Here is a 19056-nt window from a genome sequence, read left to right as displayed (position 1 = left end):
TCTTTGATTAGATCGTTCTTTAAAAATTTGGGTATGTGATAGAAAGATAGACTGAACGTTACTTTCACTGGTAACGGATCAGGCTAAGGTAAAATTTGTGAGTTACTCTGAATTGAGTATTATCGAATTTTCGGCGAATGTCGTCTTCACAGTATAACCAGATTGCTTGGGGTTATATGGTCAAGTGAAGAAGCGCATACGGTGGATGCCTTGGCAGTCAGAGGCGATGAAAGACGTGGTAGCCTGCGAAAAGCTTCGGGGAGTCGGCAAACAGACTTTGATCCGGAGATGTCTGAATGGGGGAACCCAGCCATCATAAGATGGTTATCTTGTACTGAATACATAGGTGCAAGAGGCGAACCAGGGGAACTGAAACATCTAAGTACCCTGAGGAAAAGAAATCAACCGAGATTCCCTTAGTAGTGGCGAGCGAACGGGGACTAGCCCTTAAGTGGCTTTGAGATTAGCGGAACGCTCTGGAAAGTGCGGCCATAGTGGGTGATAGCCCTGTACGCGAAAATCTCTTAGTCATGAAATCGAGTAGGACGGAGCACGAGAAACTTTGTCTGAATATGGGGGGACCATCCTCCAAGGCTAAATACTACTGACTGACCGATAGTGAACTAGTACCGTGAGGGAAAGGCGAAAAGAACCCCGGAGAGGGGAGTGAAATAGATCCTGAAACCGTATGCGTACAAGCAGTGGGAGCCCACTTTGTTGGGTGACTGCGTACCTTTTGTATAATGGGTCAGCGACTTATTTTCAGTGGCGAGCTTAACCGAATAGGGGAGGCGTAGCGAAAGCGAGTCTTAATAGGGCGTCTAGTCGCTGGGAATAGACCCGAAACCGGGCGATCTATCCATGGGCAGGTTGAAGGTTGGGTAACACTAACTGGAGGACCGAACCGACTACCGTTGAAAAGTTAGCGGATGACCTGTGGATCGGAGTGAAAGGCTAATCAAGCTCGGAGATAGCTGGTTCTCCTCGAAAGCTATTTAGGTAGCGCCTCATGTATCACTGTAGGGGGTAGAGCACTGTTTCGGCTAGGGGGTCATCCCGACTTACCAAACCGATGCAAACTCCGAATACCTACAAGTGCCGAGCATGGGAGACACACGGCGGGTGCTAACGTCCGTCGTGAAAAGGGAAACAACCCAGACCGTCAGCTAAGGTCCCAAAGTTATGGTTAAGTGGGAAACGATGTGGGAAGGCTTAGACAGCTAGGAGGTTGGCTTAGAAGCAGCCACCCTTTAAAGAAAGCGTAATAGCTCACTAGTCGAGTCGGCCTGCGCGGAAGATGTAACGGGGCTCAAACCATACACCGAAGCTACGGGTATCACCTTCGGGTGATGCGGTAGAGGAGCGTTCTGTAAGCCTGTGAAGGTGAGTTGAGAAGCTTGCTGGAGGTATCAGAAGTGCGAATGCTGACATGAGTAACGACAATGGGTGTGAAAAACACCCACGCCGAAAGACCAAGGTTTCCTGCGCAACGTTAATCGACGCAGGGTTAGTCGGTCCCTAAGGCGAGGCTGAAAAGCGTAGTCGATGGAAAACAGGTTAATATTCCTGTACTTCTGGTTATTGCGATGGAGGGACGGAGAAGGCTAGGCCAGCTTGGCGTTGGTTGTCCAAGTTTAAGGTGGTAGGCTGGAATCTTAGGTAAATCCGGGATTCTAAGGCCGAGAGCTGATGACGAGTCATCTTTTAGATGACGAAGTGGTTGATGCCATGCTTCCAAGAAAAGCTTCTAAGCTTCAGGTAACCAGGAACCGTACCCCAAACCGACACAGGTGGTTGGGTAGAGAATACCAAGGCGCTTGAGAGAACTCGGGTGAAGGAACTAGGCAAAATGGCACCGTAACTTCGGGAGAAGGTGCGCCGGTGAGGGTGAAGGACTTGCTCCGTAAGCTCATGCCGGTCGAAGATACCAGGCCGCTGCGACTGTTTATTAAAAACACAGCACTCTGCAAACACGAAAGTGGACGTATAGGGTGTGACGCCTGCCCGGTGCCGGAAGGTTAATTGATGGGGTTAGCTAACGCGAAGCTCTTGATCGAAGCCCCGGTAAACGGCGGCCGTAACTATAACGGTCCTAAGGTAGCGAAATTCCTTGTCGGGTAAGTTCCGACCTGCACGAATGGCGTAACGATGGCGGCGCTGTCTCCACCCGAGACTCAGTGAAATTGAAATCGCTGTGAAGATGCAGTGTATCCGCGGCTAGACGGAAAGACCCCGTGAACCTTTACTATAGCTTTGCACTGGACTTTGAATTTGCTTGTGTAGGATAGGTGGGAGGCTTTGAAGCGTGGACGCCAGTTCGCGTGGAGCCAACCTTGAAATACCACCCTGGCAACTTTGAGGTTCTAACTCAGGTCCGTTATCCGGATCGAGGACAGTGTATGGTGGGTAGTTTGACTGGGGCGGTCTCCTCCTAAAGAGTAACGGAGGAGTACGAAGGTGCGCTCAGACCGGTCGGAAATCGGTCGTAGAGTATAAAGGCAAAAGCGCGCTTGACTGCGAGACAGACACGTCGAGCAGGTACGAAAGTAGGTCTTAGTGATCCGGTGGTTCTGTATGGAAGGGCCATCGCTCAACGGATAAAAGGTACTCCGGGGATAACAGGCTGATACCGCCCAAGAGTTCATATCGACGGCGGTGTTTGGCACCTCGATGTCGGCTCATCACATCCTGGGGCTGAAGCCGGTCCCAAGGGTATGGCTGTTCGCCATTTAAAGTGGTACGCGAGCTGGGTTTAGAACGTCGTGAGACAGTTCGGTCCCTATCTGCCGTGGACGTTTGAGATTTGAGAGGGGCTGCTCCTAGTACGAGAGGACCGGAGTGGACGAACCTCTGGTGTTCCGGTTGTCACGCCAGTGGCATTGCCGGGTAGCTATGTTCGGGAAAGATAACCGCTGAAAGCATCTAAGCGGGAAACTTGCCTCAAGATGAGATCTCACTGGAACCTTGAGTTCCCTGAAGGGCCGTCGAAGACTACGACGTTGATAGGTTGGGTGTGTAAGCGCTGTGAGGCGTTGAGCTAACCAATACTAATTGCCCGTGAGGCTTGACCATATAACACCCAAGCAATTTGCGTCGAAAGGCCAGATTGCGGTGTGTGAAGACGAAACGAACCGAAAGTTCGATGTTCACAAAACACCGAAAGCTGTCACATACCCAATTTGCTGAAGCGAGGCCAACAGGTCACGACTCAGTACCCGAATTTCTTGACGACCATAGAGCGTTGGAACCACCTGATCCCATCCCGAACTCAGCAGTGAAACGATGCATCGCCGATGGTAGTGTGGGGTTTCCCCATGTGAGAGTAGGTCATCGTCAAGATTAAATTCCGAAACCCCAATTGCGAAAGCAGTTGGGGTTTTGTTTTGTCCGCAGGAAAGTTTTTTGCTCGCGTCAGCCACATCAAACCATCGCAACAGCTACCGCTGGGAAAATCGTTCTGAAGTGACCGGGTAGTTTTGGTATGGTGCAGCTCGTTTTTTCACGGACTGATGTCATGCCCACGGATCGGCACTCATTTATGTCAAAGAGTTGCTGTAGAAATGCCTGAGCCAATCCCGATCAAAGATCACGAAAAAGAGACGCGTCTGGTCAACACGCGATTGATCGCCTGCGCCTTGTTCGTCTTCGCTGTCAGCTGTGCCCTCGTCGTTCGCATGTACATTCTGCAAGTTGTGGAATTCGACTATCACTCGACCATCTCTGAAAACAACCGGGTGCACGTCTTGCCAATCCCGCCGACACGCGGGCTGATCTACGACCGCAATGGCGTGCTGCTGGCCGACAATCGTCCCAGTTACAACCTGACCATCACTCGTGAACGCGCGACTGATGTGAATCAGGAGCTGGATGAGGTTATAAATCTTCTGCATCTGCCTGCAGAAGATCGCAACGTGTTCGACAAGGCTATGAAGCAGTCTCGGCATCCATTCACGCCGGTGACGCTGTTTTACGAACTGACCGAAGAGCAGATTGCCGTGTTAGCGGTCAATGAATTCCGTTTGCCTGGCCTTGATGTCGAAGCGCAGTTCGTCCGTGATTACCCTCTTGGTGCGCACTTCGCCCATTCAATAGGCTACGTAGGCCGGATCAACGAGAAAGAATCCAAGACCCTCGACTCGGTTGAATACCGTGGCACCCAGTCCATCGGCAAAACCGGTATCGAGCGCTTCTACGAAGCACAACTGCACGGTCACGTCGGTTACGAGGAAGTTGAAACCAACGCCCAAGGCAGAGTACTGCGCGTGCTCAAGCACACCGACCCGGTGCCAGGCAAAAACATCGTCCTGAGTCTCGACGTCAAACTGCAGGAAGCAGCCGAGGCCGCGCTGGGTGATCGTCGTGGTTCAGTTGTGGCGCTTGACCCGTCCACAGGGGAAGTGCTGGCCATGGTCAGCAATCCGAGTTTTGACCCGAACCTGTTCGTCACCGGCATCAGCTCCAAGGAGTATTCGGCGCTGCGTGACTCCATCGACCGACCGCTCTTCAATCGCGTGCTGCGTGGCTTGTACGCGCCGGGCTCGACTATCAAACCGGAAGTGGCGATCGCCGGCCTAGATGCCGGCGTGGTAACGCCGCAGAGCCGCGTGTTCGATCCGGGCTATTACCAACTCCCGGACTTCGATCACAAGTACCGTAACTGGAACCACAGCGGCGACGGCTGGGTAGATATGGACGCCGCGATCATGCGTTCCAACGACACCTACTTCTACGACCTTGCGCACAAACTGGGCATTGATCGCCTGCACGACTACATGGCCATGTTCGGTCTTGGTGAGAAAGTCTCGCTGGATATGTTTGAAGAATCTCCCGGACTGATGCCGTCCCAAGCCTGGAAGCGTGCCACAAGGCGACAGGCTTGGTTCCCCGGCGAAACAGTCATCCTCGGCATCGGTCAGGGTTATATGCAGGTGACGCCGCTGCAACTGGCTCAAGCCACCGCACTGATTGCCAATAAAGGTGTGTGGAACCGTCCGCATCTGGCCAAGACCGTCGATGGCGTAGCACCTGTGGACGAGCACCCGATGCCGAACATCCTGCTCAAGGATCCGCGCGACTGGGAGCAGGTCAACCATGGCATGCAGATGGTGATGCACGATGCGCGCGGCATTGCCCGGGCGGCGGCAGCGGGTGCGCAATACCGTATAGCTGGCAAGAGCGGCACGGCGCAGGTGGTGGCGATAAAGCAAGGCGAGCGCTACAACCGCGAGAAGACGCTGGAGCGCCACCGCGACAACGCCTTGTTCGTCGGTTTCGCTCCAGCTGAGCATCCGAAGATCGCGATTTCGGTGATGATCGAAAACGGTGAGGCGGGTGGTCGTGTCGCAGGTCCCGTGGTGAGGCAGATCATGGACGCCTGGTTACTCGATCAGGATGGCCATCTCAAGCCGCAATACGCGGCGCCGAGCAAGGCGCCGGGTGATCCGCACGTTTAGTCGGAACTCAGACCTTCTCATCGATTCTTTTGGCATCGATCGCGGCATCGCGTGCGGCCACAATGGCTGCATCCGAGGCCGGCGTGCCCAGCTCACCTTTGCGCCATAACTGATGCGAGAAAAGGCCGTCTATGGCTTCAGCGCTGGGCGCCTTGCCCTTGGGTAGAAAAAGGGCTGCCATATCAATGGTGTTGGCGAAGTTTTCTTTGGTCAGGTTGTACTTGCCCAAATGGCTGCCTCCCCACCCGGCATCCGCCGCGACCAACTCGATGGACGTGTCCCGATAACTGAGTGCCGCCGTTTTCAATGCGCCTGAGGCATTGAGCAGTGAGTTGAGTTGATCCATGTCTGAAGCGCTCAGCTCGTTGTCGGGGTTCAGCGCTTTGAGGTTGCCATCGGCTTCAACAGTAAAGCCGAATTTCTTGTTGGCGATATCCGGGAAGGTGTAACTCAAGGCCGATTTGAAGTCTTCAAACGCCAGTTTCAGCGATTCGTGGGCGTTTTTGTGCTGTTCGGCAATTTGAGGGAAGTCAGCTGCCTGGGATCGGCCTAGCCAGACATCGATCGCTTCCATGGTCGGGCTGATTGTCTGGGCTTCATCACTGGGATGATAAACCGCCGCCGGATTGAGGTTGACCGCCGCCTTTTTGAGGTCTTCGCTGAGCGACGCTGTTGTCAATGGTTGGGCTGTTTTGCTCAGCTCAAAGGCTGATGGCTGGATAAAAGCAGAGTTTAAAGAGATCGCCATTTCGTCATTCCCTGATCGTTGGTTGTCAGCCCTTTATCGGCGATTAGAGACTTGCCTTTAGTTATAGGGCGACAGTGGGCATTACTGAATGTGTCGGAGACATTCCAAAAATCATGCCCCGGGAACCGGGCAACTCATGTCACCTTCTTCACACTTCAAATACTGCTTCAGCGCCTCGACCCGCACCTTGGTCACAGCCGTCATGCAATTGCTGTAAACCCACGGATAAACACTCCCGCCTGTCACGCCGGACGACGAAAACTTGCACTCGGCATCACGAAACCCGATCCACGCCCGCTGCGCATTCACCAACAGCTTCTTGCCATCCGGGTTGTCCTTCAAACGCCCGGTGATCTGCTGATATACCTTATTCAACTCTTTGTCCGCCGCTTTGAAATCCTGGCCGGCACACTGGTTCATGGTGGCTTGGTCGCTGGCATTGGCGCAGTCGACGGCGGCGTGGGCGAGGGCCGGGAAGAGAAATGACGTCAGGGCCAGGAGCAGGCGTGGGGACATAAGAAATGCTCATTTAAAGTTAAAGAGCAAGCAGTGTAGCCGGACTAAACAGGGTACCGGGCAGCCGTTTGATACAACTTCAGGTTGGACATGTGGTCATACAAGCCTAGTGTTCAGAACAGGAGGTGACGTGTGAAACCAGTACCTAACAGCTTTGAACGCAAGATAACGCTCAAATCGCCACGATCGCATGTCTGGCGCGCGCTGGTGGATGCCGAGGCGTTCGGCCAGTGGTTTGGCGTAGCGCTGGAGGGCAGACGTTTTATTGCCGGTGAATGGACACAAGGTCAGGTCACATATCCGGGTTATGAACATGTGCTGTGGAATGTGCTGGTCGAGCGGGTCGAGCCGCAGCAGTTGTTTTCATTCCGTTGGCATCCGTATGCAGTCAATCCGAAGATCGACTATTCCCAGGAGCCGACGACGCTGGTCAAGTTCGATCTGCAGGATTACGAGGATGGCACGTTGCTAACGGTGTCCGAATCGGGGTTTGCCCATATTCCCGATATCCGCCAGAAAGAGGCGTATTACAGTGACAGCCGTGGCTGGGAAGAGCAATTGAGCAGGCTCGAGCGCTTTCTCGCCGAAAGCGCCAAGGCCCGTCTGCGCGAAAACAGTGACGCTTCGTCGCTCGATGACTGACACGTCTAAGGGTTTTCGGAAGGGCTGCTATGGCGAATGTCTTACACGCGATGGTAGCTATTGCGACTATTGCCGATTGGATCCAGCGCGTAATCTACACACATCAACTGAAGCACAGGGAGTGCTTCAGGATCAGGGATGATCGACCATCTGCAAGGATCGCTGCCGACAGGGAGTCGATAATGGTCTTGGGAAAAACCCGCTTCGGCGGGTTTTTTTTCGTCTGTAGAAAAGTGCTGCGCTTAAACACAAACACCGCCGGATCGCGGTGTTTGTGCCTCGACAGGTTTACGAAGCGATCAACTGCCGCAACACATAATGCAGAATCCCGCCCGACTTGAAGTACTCCACCTCATTCAAGGTGTCGATCCGGCACAGCACTTCGATTTTCTCCTGGCGCCCGTCTTCACGGGTGATCACCAGGGGCAGGTTCATCCGCGGCGTCAGTTCGACGCCGCTCAGGCCCAGAACTTCAAAGGTCTCCTTGCCGGTCAGGTTCAGGCTCTTGCGGTTCTGATCAAGCTTGAACTGCAATGGCAGCACACCCATGCCCACCAGGTTGGAGCGGTGGATCCGCTCGAAGCTTTCCGCGATCACGGCTTTGACGCCCAGCAGGTTGGTGCCTTTGGCTGCCCAGTCCCGACTTGAGCCCGTGCCATATTCCTGTCCGGCAATCACCACCAACGGCGTTCCCGATGCCTGATAACGCATGGCCGCATCGTAGATCGGCATTTTCTCGCCGGTGGGAATGTAAAGGGTGTTGCCACCTTCTTCGCCGCCGAGCATTTCGTTGCGGATGCGAATATTGGCGAAGGTACCGCGCATCATCACTTCATGGTTGCCGCGACGTGAGCCGTAGGAGTTGAAGTCTCGCGGCTCCACACCTTTTTCGCGCAGATAGCGTCCGGCCGGGCTGTCGGCCTTGATGTTGCCGGCGGGGGAGATGTGGTCAGTGGTCACCGAGTCGCCCAGCAGCGCCAGTACCCGCGCAGCTTTGACATCCTTGATCTCCGGGAGCGGGCCGGAAATATCGTCGAAAAACGGCGGATGCTGGATGTAGGTCGAGTCGTCCTGCCACACATAGGTTGCCGCCTGCGGCACTTCGATGGCTTGCCACTGCTCGTCACCGGCAAACACCTCGGCGTATTCCTTGTGGAACATCGCGGTGTTGACTTGACTGACCGCGTCGGCGATTTCCTTGCTGCTTGGCCAGATATCACGCAAGTACACCGGATTGCCCTGCTGATCGTTACCCAGCGGTTCGCTGCTGATATCGGTACGCACAGTACCGGCCAAGGCATAAGCCACCACCAGCGGCGGCGATGCCAGCCAGTTGGTTTTCACTAGTGGATGCACCCGGCCTTCGAAGTTGCGGTTGCCGGAGAGCACCGAGGCGACGGCGAGATCGGCTTTCTGAATAGCCTTTTCGATCGGCTCGGGCAAAGGCCCGGAGTTACCGATGCAGGTCGTGCAGCCATAGCCGACCAGAGAGAAGCCGAGCTGGTCGAGGTACTGCGTCAGTCCGGCGGCCTTGTAGTAATCGGTGACCACTTTCGAACCGGGTGCCAGCGAGCTTTTGACCCACGGTTTACGGGTCAGGCCCTTTTCCACGGCTTTTTTCGCCAGCAGCCCGGCCGCCATCATCACGCTCGGGTTGGACGTGTTGGTGCAAGAGGTGATCGCAGCGATGACCACGGCACCGTTTTTCAGGCGATAGGTGTGGCCTTCATATTCGTACTCCGTTTCCCCGACCAGATCGGCATTGCCCACGGCCACGCCGCCGCCACCTTCACTTTCAAGGCGTCCTTCTTCTTTGCTGGTCGGCTTGAATTGCAAATCGAGGAAGTCGCTGAAGGCCTGGGCGACATTCGGTAATGAAACGCGATCCTGCGGGCGTTTCGGCCCGGCAAGACTGGCCTCAACGCTGCCCATGTCCAGCGACAGGCTGTCGGTAAATACGGGCTCCTGACCGGGCACACGCCACAGGCCCTGAGCCTTGGTATAAGCCTCGACCAGTTTCACCACTTCTGGCGGCCGTCCGGACAGGCGCAAGTACTCCAGCGTCACGTCATCGACCGGGAAGAAACCGCACGTCGCACCGTATTCCGGCGCCATATTGGCGATGGTCGCGCGGTCGGCCAGCGGCAGATCGGCGAGGCCATCACCGTAGAACTCGACAAATTTGCCGACCACGCCTTTCTTGCGCAGCATCTGCGTTACCGTCAGCACCAGGTCGGTGGCGGTAATGCCTTCCTTGAGCTTGCCGGTCAGTTTGAAACCGATCACTTCCGGAATCAGCATCGACACCGGTTGCCCGAGCATCGCCGCCTCCGCCTCGATCCCGCCGACGCCCCAGCCAAGTACGCCGAGGCCATTGATCATGGTGGTGTGGGAATCGGTGCCAACCAGGGTGTCGGGGAAGGCATAGGTGCGGCCGTCTTCGTCCTTGGTCCACACGGTGCGGCCGAGGTATTCGAGGTTGACCTGATGGCAGATCCCGGTGCCCGGCGGCACCACGCTGAAGTTGTCGAAAGCGCTCTGGCCCCAACGCAGGAAGGCGTAACGTTCGCCGTTGCGCTGCATCTCGATGTCGACGTTCTGTTCGAAAGCGCTGGCGGTAGCGAATTTGTCGACCATCACTGAGTGGTCGATCACCAGATCCACCGGCGACAACGGATTGATTCGCTGCGGATCACCGCCAGCCTTGGCCATGGCGGCGCGCATCGCAGCGAGGTCGACCACGGCAGGGACACCGGTAAAGTCTTGCATCAGCACGCGGGCGGGACGGTACTGGATTTCCCGGTCGGAGCGACGCTCCTTGAGCCAGGCGGCGATTGCCCTGAGGTCGGCGCCGGTGACGGTTTTTTCATCTTCCCAGCGCAGCAGGTTTTCCAGCAGGACTTTCAGCGACATCGGCAGCGTGTCGATATTGCCGAGGCTCTTGGCGGCATCAGGCAGGCTGAAATAGTGGTAGGTCTTGTCGTCGATCTGCAGGGTCTTGAGGGTTTTCAGGCTATCGAGGGACGGCATTACAATCACTCCTTTGAATCCGCACGGCTACGGATTGAGGGGACGGGCAGAGCTAACAACGTAGCCCTGTTTTCAGTAGCTGGCTAATAACTGGACTCTATGGGCAAGTCCAAGGTTCCGACTTCGGCTATCATGCGCCGGTTTTCGTGACAGGCTTTGCTGCAACGCAAGACCTGAGCATCGCGCGGAGGGCGAATAATCGTCCTCTGCCCAGGAGTAAGAATGAACACCCTATTCATGCATTGCCGGCCCGGCTTCGAAGGCGAAGTCTGTTCGGAGATTTCCGACCTCGCGGCGCAGTTGAACGTGGCCGGCTACGCCAAGGCCAAAGCGGCCACCGCGTGCGCCGAGTTTGTCTGCACCGAAGAAGACGGCGCCGAGCGCCTGATGCGCAGTCAGCGTTTCGCCGAGTTGATCTTCCCGCGCCAATGGGCGCGTGGCGTCTTCATCGATCTGCCGGAAACCGACCGGATCAGCGTGATCCTCGCGAATATGGCCGAATTCCCGGTGTGCGGCAGCCTCTGGCTGGAAGTCGTCGACACCAACGACGGCAAGGAACTGTCGAACTTCTGCAAGAAATTCGAAGGCCCGCTGCGCAAGGCCCTGACCGGCGCCGGCAAACTGGTGGATGACGCCAGCAAGCCGCGTCTGTTGCTGACGTTCAAAAGCGGTCGCGAAGTGTTTCTCGGCATGGCCGACGCCGGTAACTCGGCGATGTGGCCGATGGGCATTCCACGTTTGAAGTTCCCGCGTGAGGCGCCGAGCCGTTCGACGCTGAAACTGGAAGAGGCCTGGCACCACTTTATCCCGCGTGATCAGTGGGAAGATCGTTTGCACAGCGACATGACCGGCGTTGACCTCGGCGCAGCGCCGGGCGGTTGGACCTGGCAACTGGTCAATCGCGGCATGCTGGTGACTGCCATCGACAACGGCCCGATGGCCGAAAGCCTGATGGACACGGGGTTGGTGCAGCACTTGATGGCCGACGGCTTCACCTTCAAGCCCAAGCAACCGGTGGACTGGATGGTTTGCGACATCGTCGAGAAACCGGCGCGTAACGCGGCGATGCTCGAAGAGTGGATTGGCGAGGGCCATTGCCGCGAGGCCGTGGTTAACCTGAAATTGCCAATGAAGCAGCGTTACGCCGAGGTGAAGCGCCTGCTTGAGCGCATCGCCGATGGTTTCAAGGCGCGCGGGATAAAGGTCGATATCGGCTGCAAACAGCTGTATCACGACCGTGAGGAAGTGACCTGCCACCTGCGCCGGCACGATGTGAAAAAGACCAAAAGATGACCGAGCACCCGGCAATGCGCGACAATGCCGGCCAGTTTCAGGAGTGAATCATGAGTGAAATGATCGACACGCCGGTCGACGGCACCCTCGACGCCACCGGCCTCAATTGCCCGGAGCCGGTGATGATGCTGCACCAGCACATCCGTGATCTGGTGCCTGGCGGACTGCTCAAGGTGATCGCCACTGATCCCTCGACTCGCCGCGACATTCCCAAGTTCTGTGTGTTTCTCGACCACGAACTGGTGGGGCAGCACGAAGAGGCCGGTACTTACCTGTACTGGATTCGCAAGAAGTCCGGCTGACAGACAAAAAAAGACCTGCAAATGCAGGTCTTTTTTTATGGCTGATCAGCCCAACGAACGACTGATACGAATGCGCTTGCGTGCGCTGCGTGTCAGCCTGATCGACAGCATCAGCGCCGCACAGCTCAAGCCCACGATCAAACCTTGCCACAAGCCGCTCGGACCACGCGGTTCGCCGAGCCAGTCGGTCAGGCCGAGGGCGTAACCCACCGGCAGGCCGATGCCCCAATAGGCGAACAGAGTCAGGATCATCGTCACCCGAGTGTCCTGATAACCGCGCAGGGCACCGGCGGCGGTGACCTGAATCGCATCGGAAAACTGGAACAGCGCCGAGTACACAATCAACATCGCCGCGATGTGAATCACCGTCGGATCAGCCGTGTAGATCGCCGCAATCGGTTCACGCAGCAGCAACATCATGCTCGCCGACAGACAGGCATAAGCCAGCGCGGTGCCCATGCCGACGCCTGCGGCGAAACGCGCCTCGCGTGGTTCTTCGCGACCGAGAGCCTGACCGACGCGCACGGTCACGGCCATGCCCAGCGAGTAGGGAATCATGAACACCAGTGAGCTGACGTTCAGCGCAATCTGGTGCCCGGCCACCACGGTAGCGCCAAGGCTGCCGATCAGCAGCGCGATCACCGCGAAGATGCTCGACTCGGCAAACACCGCGATGCCGATCGGCAGACCGATCGCCAGCAGACGCTTGATGACTGCCCATTGCGGCCAGTCGAAGCGGCTGAACAGTTCGCTCGAACGATAAGCCGGTGCCCAGCGCTCGTAACCGGCCAGGCCCAGCGCCATCACCCACATCACAATTGCCGTGGCCCAGCCGCAGCCAACGCCACCCATGGCTGGCACGCCGAAGTGACCATAAATGAACACGTAGTTCAGCGGGATATTCAGCGCCAGCCCGCACAGGCCCAGCACCATCGCCGGGCGGGTACGACCGAGGCCGTCACTGAAGCAGCGCAGCACATGGTAGAACGCCACCGCCGGCAGACCACTGGCGATACCGTGCAAATACTGCATGCACGGGCCGATCAGCTCTGGATCGACTTTCATCAGGTGCAGCACCGGTTCGGCGGCAACCAGCATGGTGGTCGCGATCAGTCCGACCACCAGCGCCAGCCACAACGCCTGACGCACGATCGGGCCGATCTCGCTATGGGTGCCGGCGCCGTAACGCTGGGCGACTTTTGGCGTGGTGGCCAGCAGGGTGCCGGTCATCAGCAGGAACACCGGCACCCAGATCGAGTTACCCAGTGCCACGGCCGCCAGATCCTTCGGTCCGACGCGACCGGCCATCACTGCATCGACGAAGCCCATGGCCGTGGTTGCCAGTTGCGCGATGATGATCGGCAACGCCAGGGCGAGCAGGTTCTTGAACTCCAGGCGAATCCGCGCGGGGCGGGTCAGGGAGACGGCGACAGGTTGGTCAGTTACAGAATTCACAGGCAAAGCGTCCACGGAGATTGATGCGCAGGGCGCCGCATTCTACGCCGCTGACGCTTTGGTCAGGAAAAATCCTCTGTTGCGGATTTGTAATCACAAAGCCTGCTGGCCCAACCGTGCATCTGCACCTAAACTGCCGATCCGCCCAAGGAGCCCGCCATGCTGATTGTTGCCGACGAAAATATTCCGCTGCTCGATGCCTTTTTTGAAGGTTTCGGCGAGATCCGCCGGGTACCGGGCCGCTCCATCGACCGTGCGACGGTCGAGCAGGCTGACGTGTTGCTGGTACGTTCCGTGACCAATGTCAGCCGTGCGTTGCTGGAAGGCAGCAAGGTGCGCTTTGTCGGCACTTGCACCATCGGCACCGATCATCTGGATCTGGAGTATTTCGCTGAGGCCGGAATTGCCTGGTCGAGCGCGCCCGGCTGCAACGCCCGGGGCGTGGTCGATTACGTGCTCGGCAGTCTGCTGACCCTCGCCGAAATCGAAGGTGTTGATCTGACTCAACGCACTTTCGGTGTGGTGGGCGCAGGTGAAGTGGGCGGTCGTCTGATCAACGTCCTGAAGGGCCTGGGCTGGAACGTGAAAGTCTGCGATCCGCCGCGTCAGGCTGCCGAAGGTGGCGATTACGTCAGCCTGGAGCAAATCATCGAGCAGTGCGATGTGATCAGCCTGCACACGCCACTGACCCGCAGCGGTGACGGCGCGACGTGGCATCTGTTCGATCAGCAACGTTTGCAGCAACTCAAACCCGGCGCGTGGCTGATCAATGCCGCACGCGGTCCAGTGGTGGATAACGCTGCACTGCGCAAAGTGCTGCTGGAGCGCGAAGACCTGCAAGCTGTTCTGGATGTCTGGGAAGCCGAGCCCGAGGTCGACGTGTCACTGGCTGATCTCTGCGTCCTGGCCACGCCGCACATTGCCGGTTACAGCCTCGACGGCAAACAGCGCGGTACAGCGCAGATCTATCAGGCTTACTGCGACTTTATCGGTGTGCCTGCAAGCATCCAGCTCACTGACTTACTGCCAGCACCCTGGTTGTCGGAAGTGACCTTGCATGCTGACAGCGATCCGGCTTGGGCGTTGGCGATGTTGTGCCGTGGCGTGTACGACCCGCGCCGGGATGACGCAGATTTTCGTCGCAGCCTTGTAGGCAATGTCAGCGAGCAGCGGGCGGCGTTTGATGTGTTGCGCAAGCAATATCCGGTTCGGCGCGAGATTGAAGGGCTGAAAGTGCGGATCGCCGGGGATTCGCCGGTGTTGCAGCAGATTGTGGCGGCGCTGGGCGCGGTGGCAATCTAAGCCACCGCACTGGCAGACAGAAAAAACCCGGCCAAAGGGGCCGGGTCAGGAAGACGGTGGCTACATCACTTTTGTTCGGCAGGCTTGACCAATCGCTTATCCAGTTCGCGGCAGGCGTCCTGGATCATGTCTTCAGTGATCGGTACTTCGCGCCCCTGTTCATCGATAATCGAGCAACCCAGAGTCTGGCCGGGCTTGGTGCGGATCACTTCAATCTTGTCTTCGCTGCTTTGTTGCAAGGACATGGCCTGTCTCCTCATCAGGTTGTGCGCCTAGGTTAAAACCCCCACGTGACCGGGCTGTGACAACTCCCTGCGGTCTGTCGGCGGCATCTCCACTCAAACAGAAATGACCGCTCGTCTCAACCGGGACTTTAGACCAATAGCAACTATGGCCTAGTCTTTGGGGGCATATTTAACCTGACTCATTGTGATTTACAGAGTTCCACCCCATTGAGCTTGTAGGTTGGCCCTATTCATCCGTACAGATGTGAACCCGAATGATCTCGATGCTTTCCTCAAGGCACCGGCGCGCCCTGCGCCTGACCAGCCATTTTCTTGCGCCGTATCGTTGGCAGGCCTTCGGCGCGCTGCTCGCGTTGATCCTCACCGCTGGTATCACTCTGTCGATGGGGCAGGGCATCAAACTACTGGTCGATCAGGGATTCATGACCCAGTCGCCGCACCTGCTCAATCAATCCATTGGCCTGTTCATGCTGCTGGTGCTTGGTCTGGCGGTGGGTACATTTGCCCGGTTCTACTTGGTGTCGTGGATCGGCGAGCGTTGTGTGGCGGACATTCGTCGACAGGTGTTCAACCATCTGGTGTACCTGCATCCGGGGTTCTACGAGGACAACCGCAGCTCGGAAATCCAGTCACGCCTGACCGCTGATACGACATTGCTGCAATCGGTGATCGGCTCGTCGCTTTCGCTGTTTCTGCGCAATCTGCTGATGGTCATCGGCGGCGTGGTGTTGCTGTTTATCACCAATCCAAAACTTACCAGCATCGTCGTTATCGCCCTTCCATTGGTGATCGCGCCGATCCTGATCTTCGGCCGCCGCGTGCGTAACCTGTCGCGGCTGAGCCAGGACCGGATTGCCGACATTGGCAGCTACGTTTCCGAAACCCTCGGCCAGATCAAAACCGTGCAAGCCTACAACCATCAGGTGCAGGACGAGCAGCGCTTCGCCACCACTGTCGAACAGGCTTTCGAAACGGCGCGCAAACGAATCTTCCAGCGGGCATGGCTGATCACATTGGTCATCGTGCTGGTGTTGGGTGCCGTGGCGGTCATGCTGTGGGTTGGCGGGATGGACGTGATTGCCGGGCGAATTTCTGCCGGTGAACTGGCCGCGTTCGTCTTCTACAGCCTGATTGTCGGCAGCGCTTTCGGCACACTGAGTGAAGTGATTGGCGAGCTGCAACGCGCGGCCGGCGCCGCCGAGCGGATTGCCGAATTACTGCGCTCGGAAAATATTATCCAGCCGCCAACCTCCGGATTGGTAACGTTGCCTGCGCGGGTGAGGGGCGAGTTGGAGCTGCAGGATGTAAGGTTTTCCTACCCTTCAAGGCCAGAAAGCTACGCCGTCGACGGTTTGAATCTTACGGTCAGGGCAGGCGAAACCCTGGCATTGGTGGGGCCGTCCGGTGCCGGTAAATCCACGGTGTATGACTTGCTGTTGCGCTTCTACGATCCCGGCCAAGGCCGGATTCTGCTCGATGGCGTGCCATTGACGAGTCTGGATCCGCTGGATCTGCGTCGCTGTTTCGCCCTGGTTTCACAAACGCCGGCACTGTTTTTTGGCAGCGTGGAAGAGAACATCCGTTATGGCTGTCCGACGGCGACGCTGGAGCAAGTCAAGGAGGCGGCGCGGATTGCTCATGCTCACGACTTTATTGAGCAGATGCCCGACGGATACCAGACCCATTTGGGCGATGGCGGTCTCGGACTCTCCGGCGGCCAGCGTCAGCGGTTGGCTATCGCCCGGGCGTTGTTGGTTGACGCGCCGATCTTGCTGCTGGACGAAGCTACCAGCGCCCTTGATGCGCAAAGTGAACACCTGATTCAGCAAGCCTTGCCGAGCCTGATGCACAACCGCACCACACTGGTCATTGCCCATCGTTTGGCCACGGTGAAGAATGCCGACCGGATTGCGGTGATGGATCAGGGCAAGCTCGTGGCAATCGGTACGCATCAGGAATTGATTGTGAGCAACCCGTTGTATGCACGGCTGGCGTCATTGCAGTTCAGTGATGGCCAGCACGCGACAACCAACTAGTTGGCGCCCCATAAAAAATGCCCGCATTTCTCAATGCGGGCATTTTCGTTTAATCGAACCGTAGTCGATCACTGATCATCAAAATAGCGTTCATGCCAATCCACCAGCGGTTGCGGCGAATTGAGCTTCTGGCCGTAGATCACCGAATAAGACAGCACGTTTTGCACGTACTGGCGGGTTTCGTCAAAGGGGATGCTTTCCACCCACACGTCGAAACTCAGGTGATCAGCGCCGCGCAGCCACTGACGTACGCGGCCTGGGCCGGCGTTATAGGCGGCGGAAGCGAGTACGCGGTTGCCGTTGAACTGGCTGTGCACCTGGCTCAGATAAGCAGCGCCGAGCTGGATATTCTTGTCCGGATCGAGCACTTGCTGCGGCGAGGCCAGCGGAATGCTGAACTTGCGCGCGGTTTCCTTGGCGGTGCCGGGCATCAATTGCATCAGGCCGCTGGCGCCGACGCCGGAGCGGGCGTCATCCATGAAGGCACTTTCCTGACGGGTGATGGCGAACACCCAGCTCGAATGCAGGCCGCGAACCTTGGCTTCCCGAACGAGGGTTTCGCGGTGGGCCATCGGGAAGCGAATATCCAGATCGTCCCAGTACTGAGCCTGACTGATTGTGCGGATCGCCGGGAAATACCACTTCAGGTCATAGGCAAGTTTCGCCTGGGCGACCATTTCGTCACGGTTGAAGTGGCGGCTGACGTGATACCACTCGCGGCGACCGTCGACGATCTGCCCGCGGGCATGGAATTCCAGCGCGCGGCGCACGCCCGGCGTATTGCGTACCTTGTTGATCAGCGCCTGATTGAGCACCAACGGCTTATTGTTCAACGAGTACGGGGATTGCGAGCGATCGGCGGCGAGGAAGCCGTAGAAATCACGCTCCCGTGCCAGACCTTTGTATAGCGTCTGCGCTTCCGGGTTTTGCGGTTGCGCCAGTTCCAGGCTGCGTGCCTGCCAGTAGCGCCAGCGATTGGTGGTCGCCAGATCCTGCGGCAGGCGGCGGGTCAGTTGATAAGCGTCGTCCCAGCGAGCCAGGCGCAGCAACAGGCGCAGGCGCCATTCGGAAACGGTGTTGTCACGCAACTCCGGATCGTATTTGGTCATCACGTCCAGCGCGCGGCTGTCGAAACGCCGAGCCAGAGTCAGGCCGATTTCCCGGGCGATCGCGACTTTCTCATCGCGGGAGAAATGCATGCTGCTGGCGTAACCGTCGAGCAACGCCATGGCCTTTTCCGGATCCTGGCGGGCCAGGCGGCGCAGGCCAAGGCTGACCACGTCGGACATCGGCTCATCGGCCGGGGTGAAACGCGACTGTTGATTCAACAGCTCGGGTTTCTGCGCCACATCGACCAGCAAACGACCGCGTGGGGCGAGGGTGGTCAGGCCGTTGACCAGGCTGTTGGCCAGCGGATAGTTGCGCGCCTGAGCCGCAAGTTTGGTGCGCTCCCAGCGTTTCTGTTCGGTCAACTGGCCGTCGGCGGCCCAGATGCCGAACAGCGCATCACACGCGGCGGGTTGCGATTTGCCAGTCAGCCAGAGCTTGTCGGCATTGGCGTAGCCCTCGGCTTTTTTACCGTGGGTAATCTGGTACTGCGCATTGAGGCAGTCCAGTTCAGTGAAGTTGAGTTTCGGGTCGTAATACTTGACGAAGGTCGCCCAGTCCCCACGGTCGGCGAGCCAGCGCAACCAGCGCAGCTTCATCCAGTTGGCCTGGGGCAGGTCGCCGTGTTCGGCGAGGAATTTCTCGATTTCCGCGTTGCTCGCGGTTTTCAGGCGCGCGGTCAGTTCGTCGTAGGCCAGATACGGTTCCAGCGGATAATCGGCCAGAGCCTGGCTGTATCGGAAATACGGGCCGGTATCGCCCTTGGCCAGCGCGCGCTTGGCTTCATCGTAATACTGGCGCTGGGTGGACAGGTCCACCGCCTGGGCGGATTGAACGGCAGTGGCGGTAAGTAGCAAACAGGACAAAACACTGAGAAGGCGACTGCGCATGAGACATCCGGGCAGAGAAATCATGACAAGTGCCGAC

Annotated in this window: 12 protein-coding genes and 2 rRNA genes; 8 read left to right on the top strand and 6 right to left on the bottom strand. The window is 57.6% G+C overall.

Going from position 1 to position 19056, the window contains the following annotated elements; all coding sequences use genetic code 11:
- Positions 1–178: 178 nt before the first annotated feature.
- The 3 genes from ACA069_RS19465 (at position 179) to mrdA (ending at position 5453) form a co-directional block, all read left to right on the top strand.
- Positions 179–3072 (top strand): 23S ribosomal RNA (locus ACA069_RS19465).
- A 151-nt stretch (positions 3073–3223) separates the two neighbouring features.
- A 5S ribosomal RNA gene (gene rrf, locus ACA069_RS19460) occupies positions 3224–3339 on the top strand.
- Between the two features lie 221 nt (positions 3340–3560).
- Positions 3561–5453 (top strand): penicillin-binding protein 2, encoded by a 1893-nt coding sequence (gene mrdA, locus ACA069_RS19455; RefSeq protein ID WP_497615002.1) that lies wholly within the window; start codon positions 3561–3563, stop codon positions 5451–5453.
- A gap of 7 nt (positions 5454–5460) precedes the next feature.
- Here the strand turns inward: mrdA and ACA069_RS19450 are convergent, their stop codons facing one another.
- Together ACA069_RS19450 and ACA069_RS19445 are read right to left on the bottom strand one after the other, a co-directional pair.
- Positions 5461–6201, bottom strand: a complete 741-nt coding sequence (locus ACA069_RS19450) for a hypothetical protein (RefSeq protein WP_497615000.1) — start codon at positions 6199–6201, stop codon at positions 5461–5463.
- 111 nt (positions 6202–6312) lie between these two features.
- Positions 6313–6717: a lysozyme inhibitor LprI family protein gene (locus ACA069_RS19445; RefSeq protein ID WP_497614998.1), complete on the bottom strand. Its 405-nt coding sequence runs from the start codon at positions 6715–6717 to the stop codon at positions 6313–6315.
- 132 nt (positions 6718–6849) lie between these two features.
- On the opposite strand from ACA069_RS19445, the gene ACA069_RS19440 reads away from it, so the two are divergent.
- On the top strand, positions 6850–7359 hold the full coding sequence (locus tag ACA069_RS19440) for an SRPBCC family protein (RefSeq protein WP_489880926.1): 510 nt from the start codon (positions 6850–6852) through the stop codon (positions 7357–7359).
- A gap of 288 nt (positions 7360–7647) precedes the next feature.
- Here ACA069_RS19440 and acnA read toward each other — a convergent pair whose 3' ends face one another.
- The gene (gene acnA / locus ACA069_RS19435) at positions 7648–10389 is read right to left on the bottom strand and encodes an aconitate hydratase AcnA (RefSeq protein WP_497614996.1); all 2742 of its coding nucleotides are present in this window, start codon (positions 10387–10389) and stop codon (positions 7648–7650) included.
- A 222-nt stretch (positions 10390–10611) separates the two neighbouring features.
- On the opposite strand from acnA, the gene rlmM reads away from it, so the two are divergent.
- Together rlmM and tusA are read left to right on the top strand one after the other, a co-directional pair.
- Positions 10612–11682 carry a 23S rRNA (cytidine(2498)-2'-O)-methyltransferase RlmM gene (gene rlmM / locus ACA069_RS19430; RefSeq protein WP_497614995.1) on the top strand — a complete coding sequence of 357 codons (1071 nt, stop codon included), beginning with the start codon at positions 10612–10614 and terminating at the stop codon, positions 11680–11682.
- A 50-nt stretch (positions 11683–11732) separates the two neighbouring features.
- Positions 11733–11984: a sulfurtransferase TusA gene (gene tusA / locus ACA069_RS19425; protein ID WP_007953079.1), complete on the top strand. Its 252-nt coding sequence runs from the start codon at positions 11733–11735 to the stop codon at positions 11982–11984.
- Between the two features lie 45 nt (positions 11985–12029).
- Here the strand turns inward: tusA and ACA069_RS19420 are convergent, their stop codons facing one another.
- A complete protein-coding gene (locus tag ACA069_RS19420; RefSeq protein WP_489880928.1) occupies positions 12030–13439 on the bottom strand; it encodes an MATE family efflux transporter in 1410 nt (469 codons plus the stop codon).
- Between the two features lie 159 nt (positions 13440–13598).
- Between ACA069_RS19420 and pdxB the strand changes: the two genes are divergently transcribed.
- Entirely contained in the window at positions 13599–14741 is a 1143-nt protein-coding gene (pdxB, locus tag ACA069_RS19415) for a 4-phosphoerythronate dehydrogenase PdxB (RefSeq protein WP_489880929.1), read from the top strand.
- Between the two features lie 65 nt (positions 14742–14806).
- On the opposite strand, the gene ACA069_RS19410 is transcribed toward pdxB, so the two are convergent.
- Positions 14807–14986, bottom strand: coding sequence for a PA1571 family protein (locus ACA069_RS19410; protein WP_401271930.1), 180 nt, complete (start codon positions 14984–14986; stop codon positions 14807–14809).
- A gap of 254 nt (positions 14987–15240) precedes the next feature.
- Here ACA069_RS19410 and ACA069_RS19405 point away from each other — a divergent pair, with 254 nt between their 5' ends.
- A complete protein-coding gene (locus ACA069_RS19405) occupies positions 15241–17022 on the top strand; it encodes an ABC transporter transmembrane domain-containing protein (protein ID WP_497614992.1) in 1782 nt (593 codons plus the stop codon).
- A gap of 68 nt (positions 17023–17090) precedes the next feature.
- Here the strand turns inward: ACA069_RS19405 and ACA069_RS19400 are convergent, their stop codons facing one another.
- Entirely contained in the window at positions 17091–19019 is a 1929-nt protein-coding gene (locus ACA069_RS19400; protein WP_497614990.1) for a transglycosylase SLT domain-containing protein, read from the bottom strand.
- Between the last annotated feature and the right edge of the window lie 37 nt (positions 19020–19056).

Source organism: Pseudomonas sp. LBUM1652, assembly GCF_059716105.1.
This window is presented reverse-complemented; position numbering and strand designations above follow the sequence as displayed.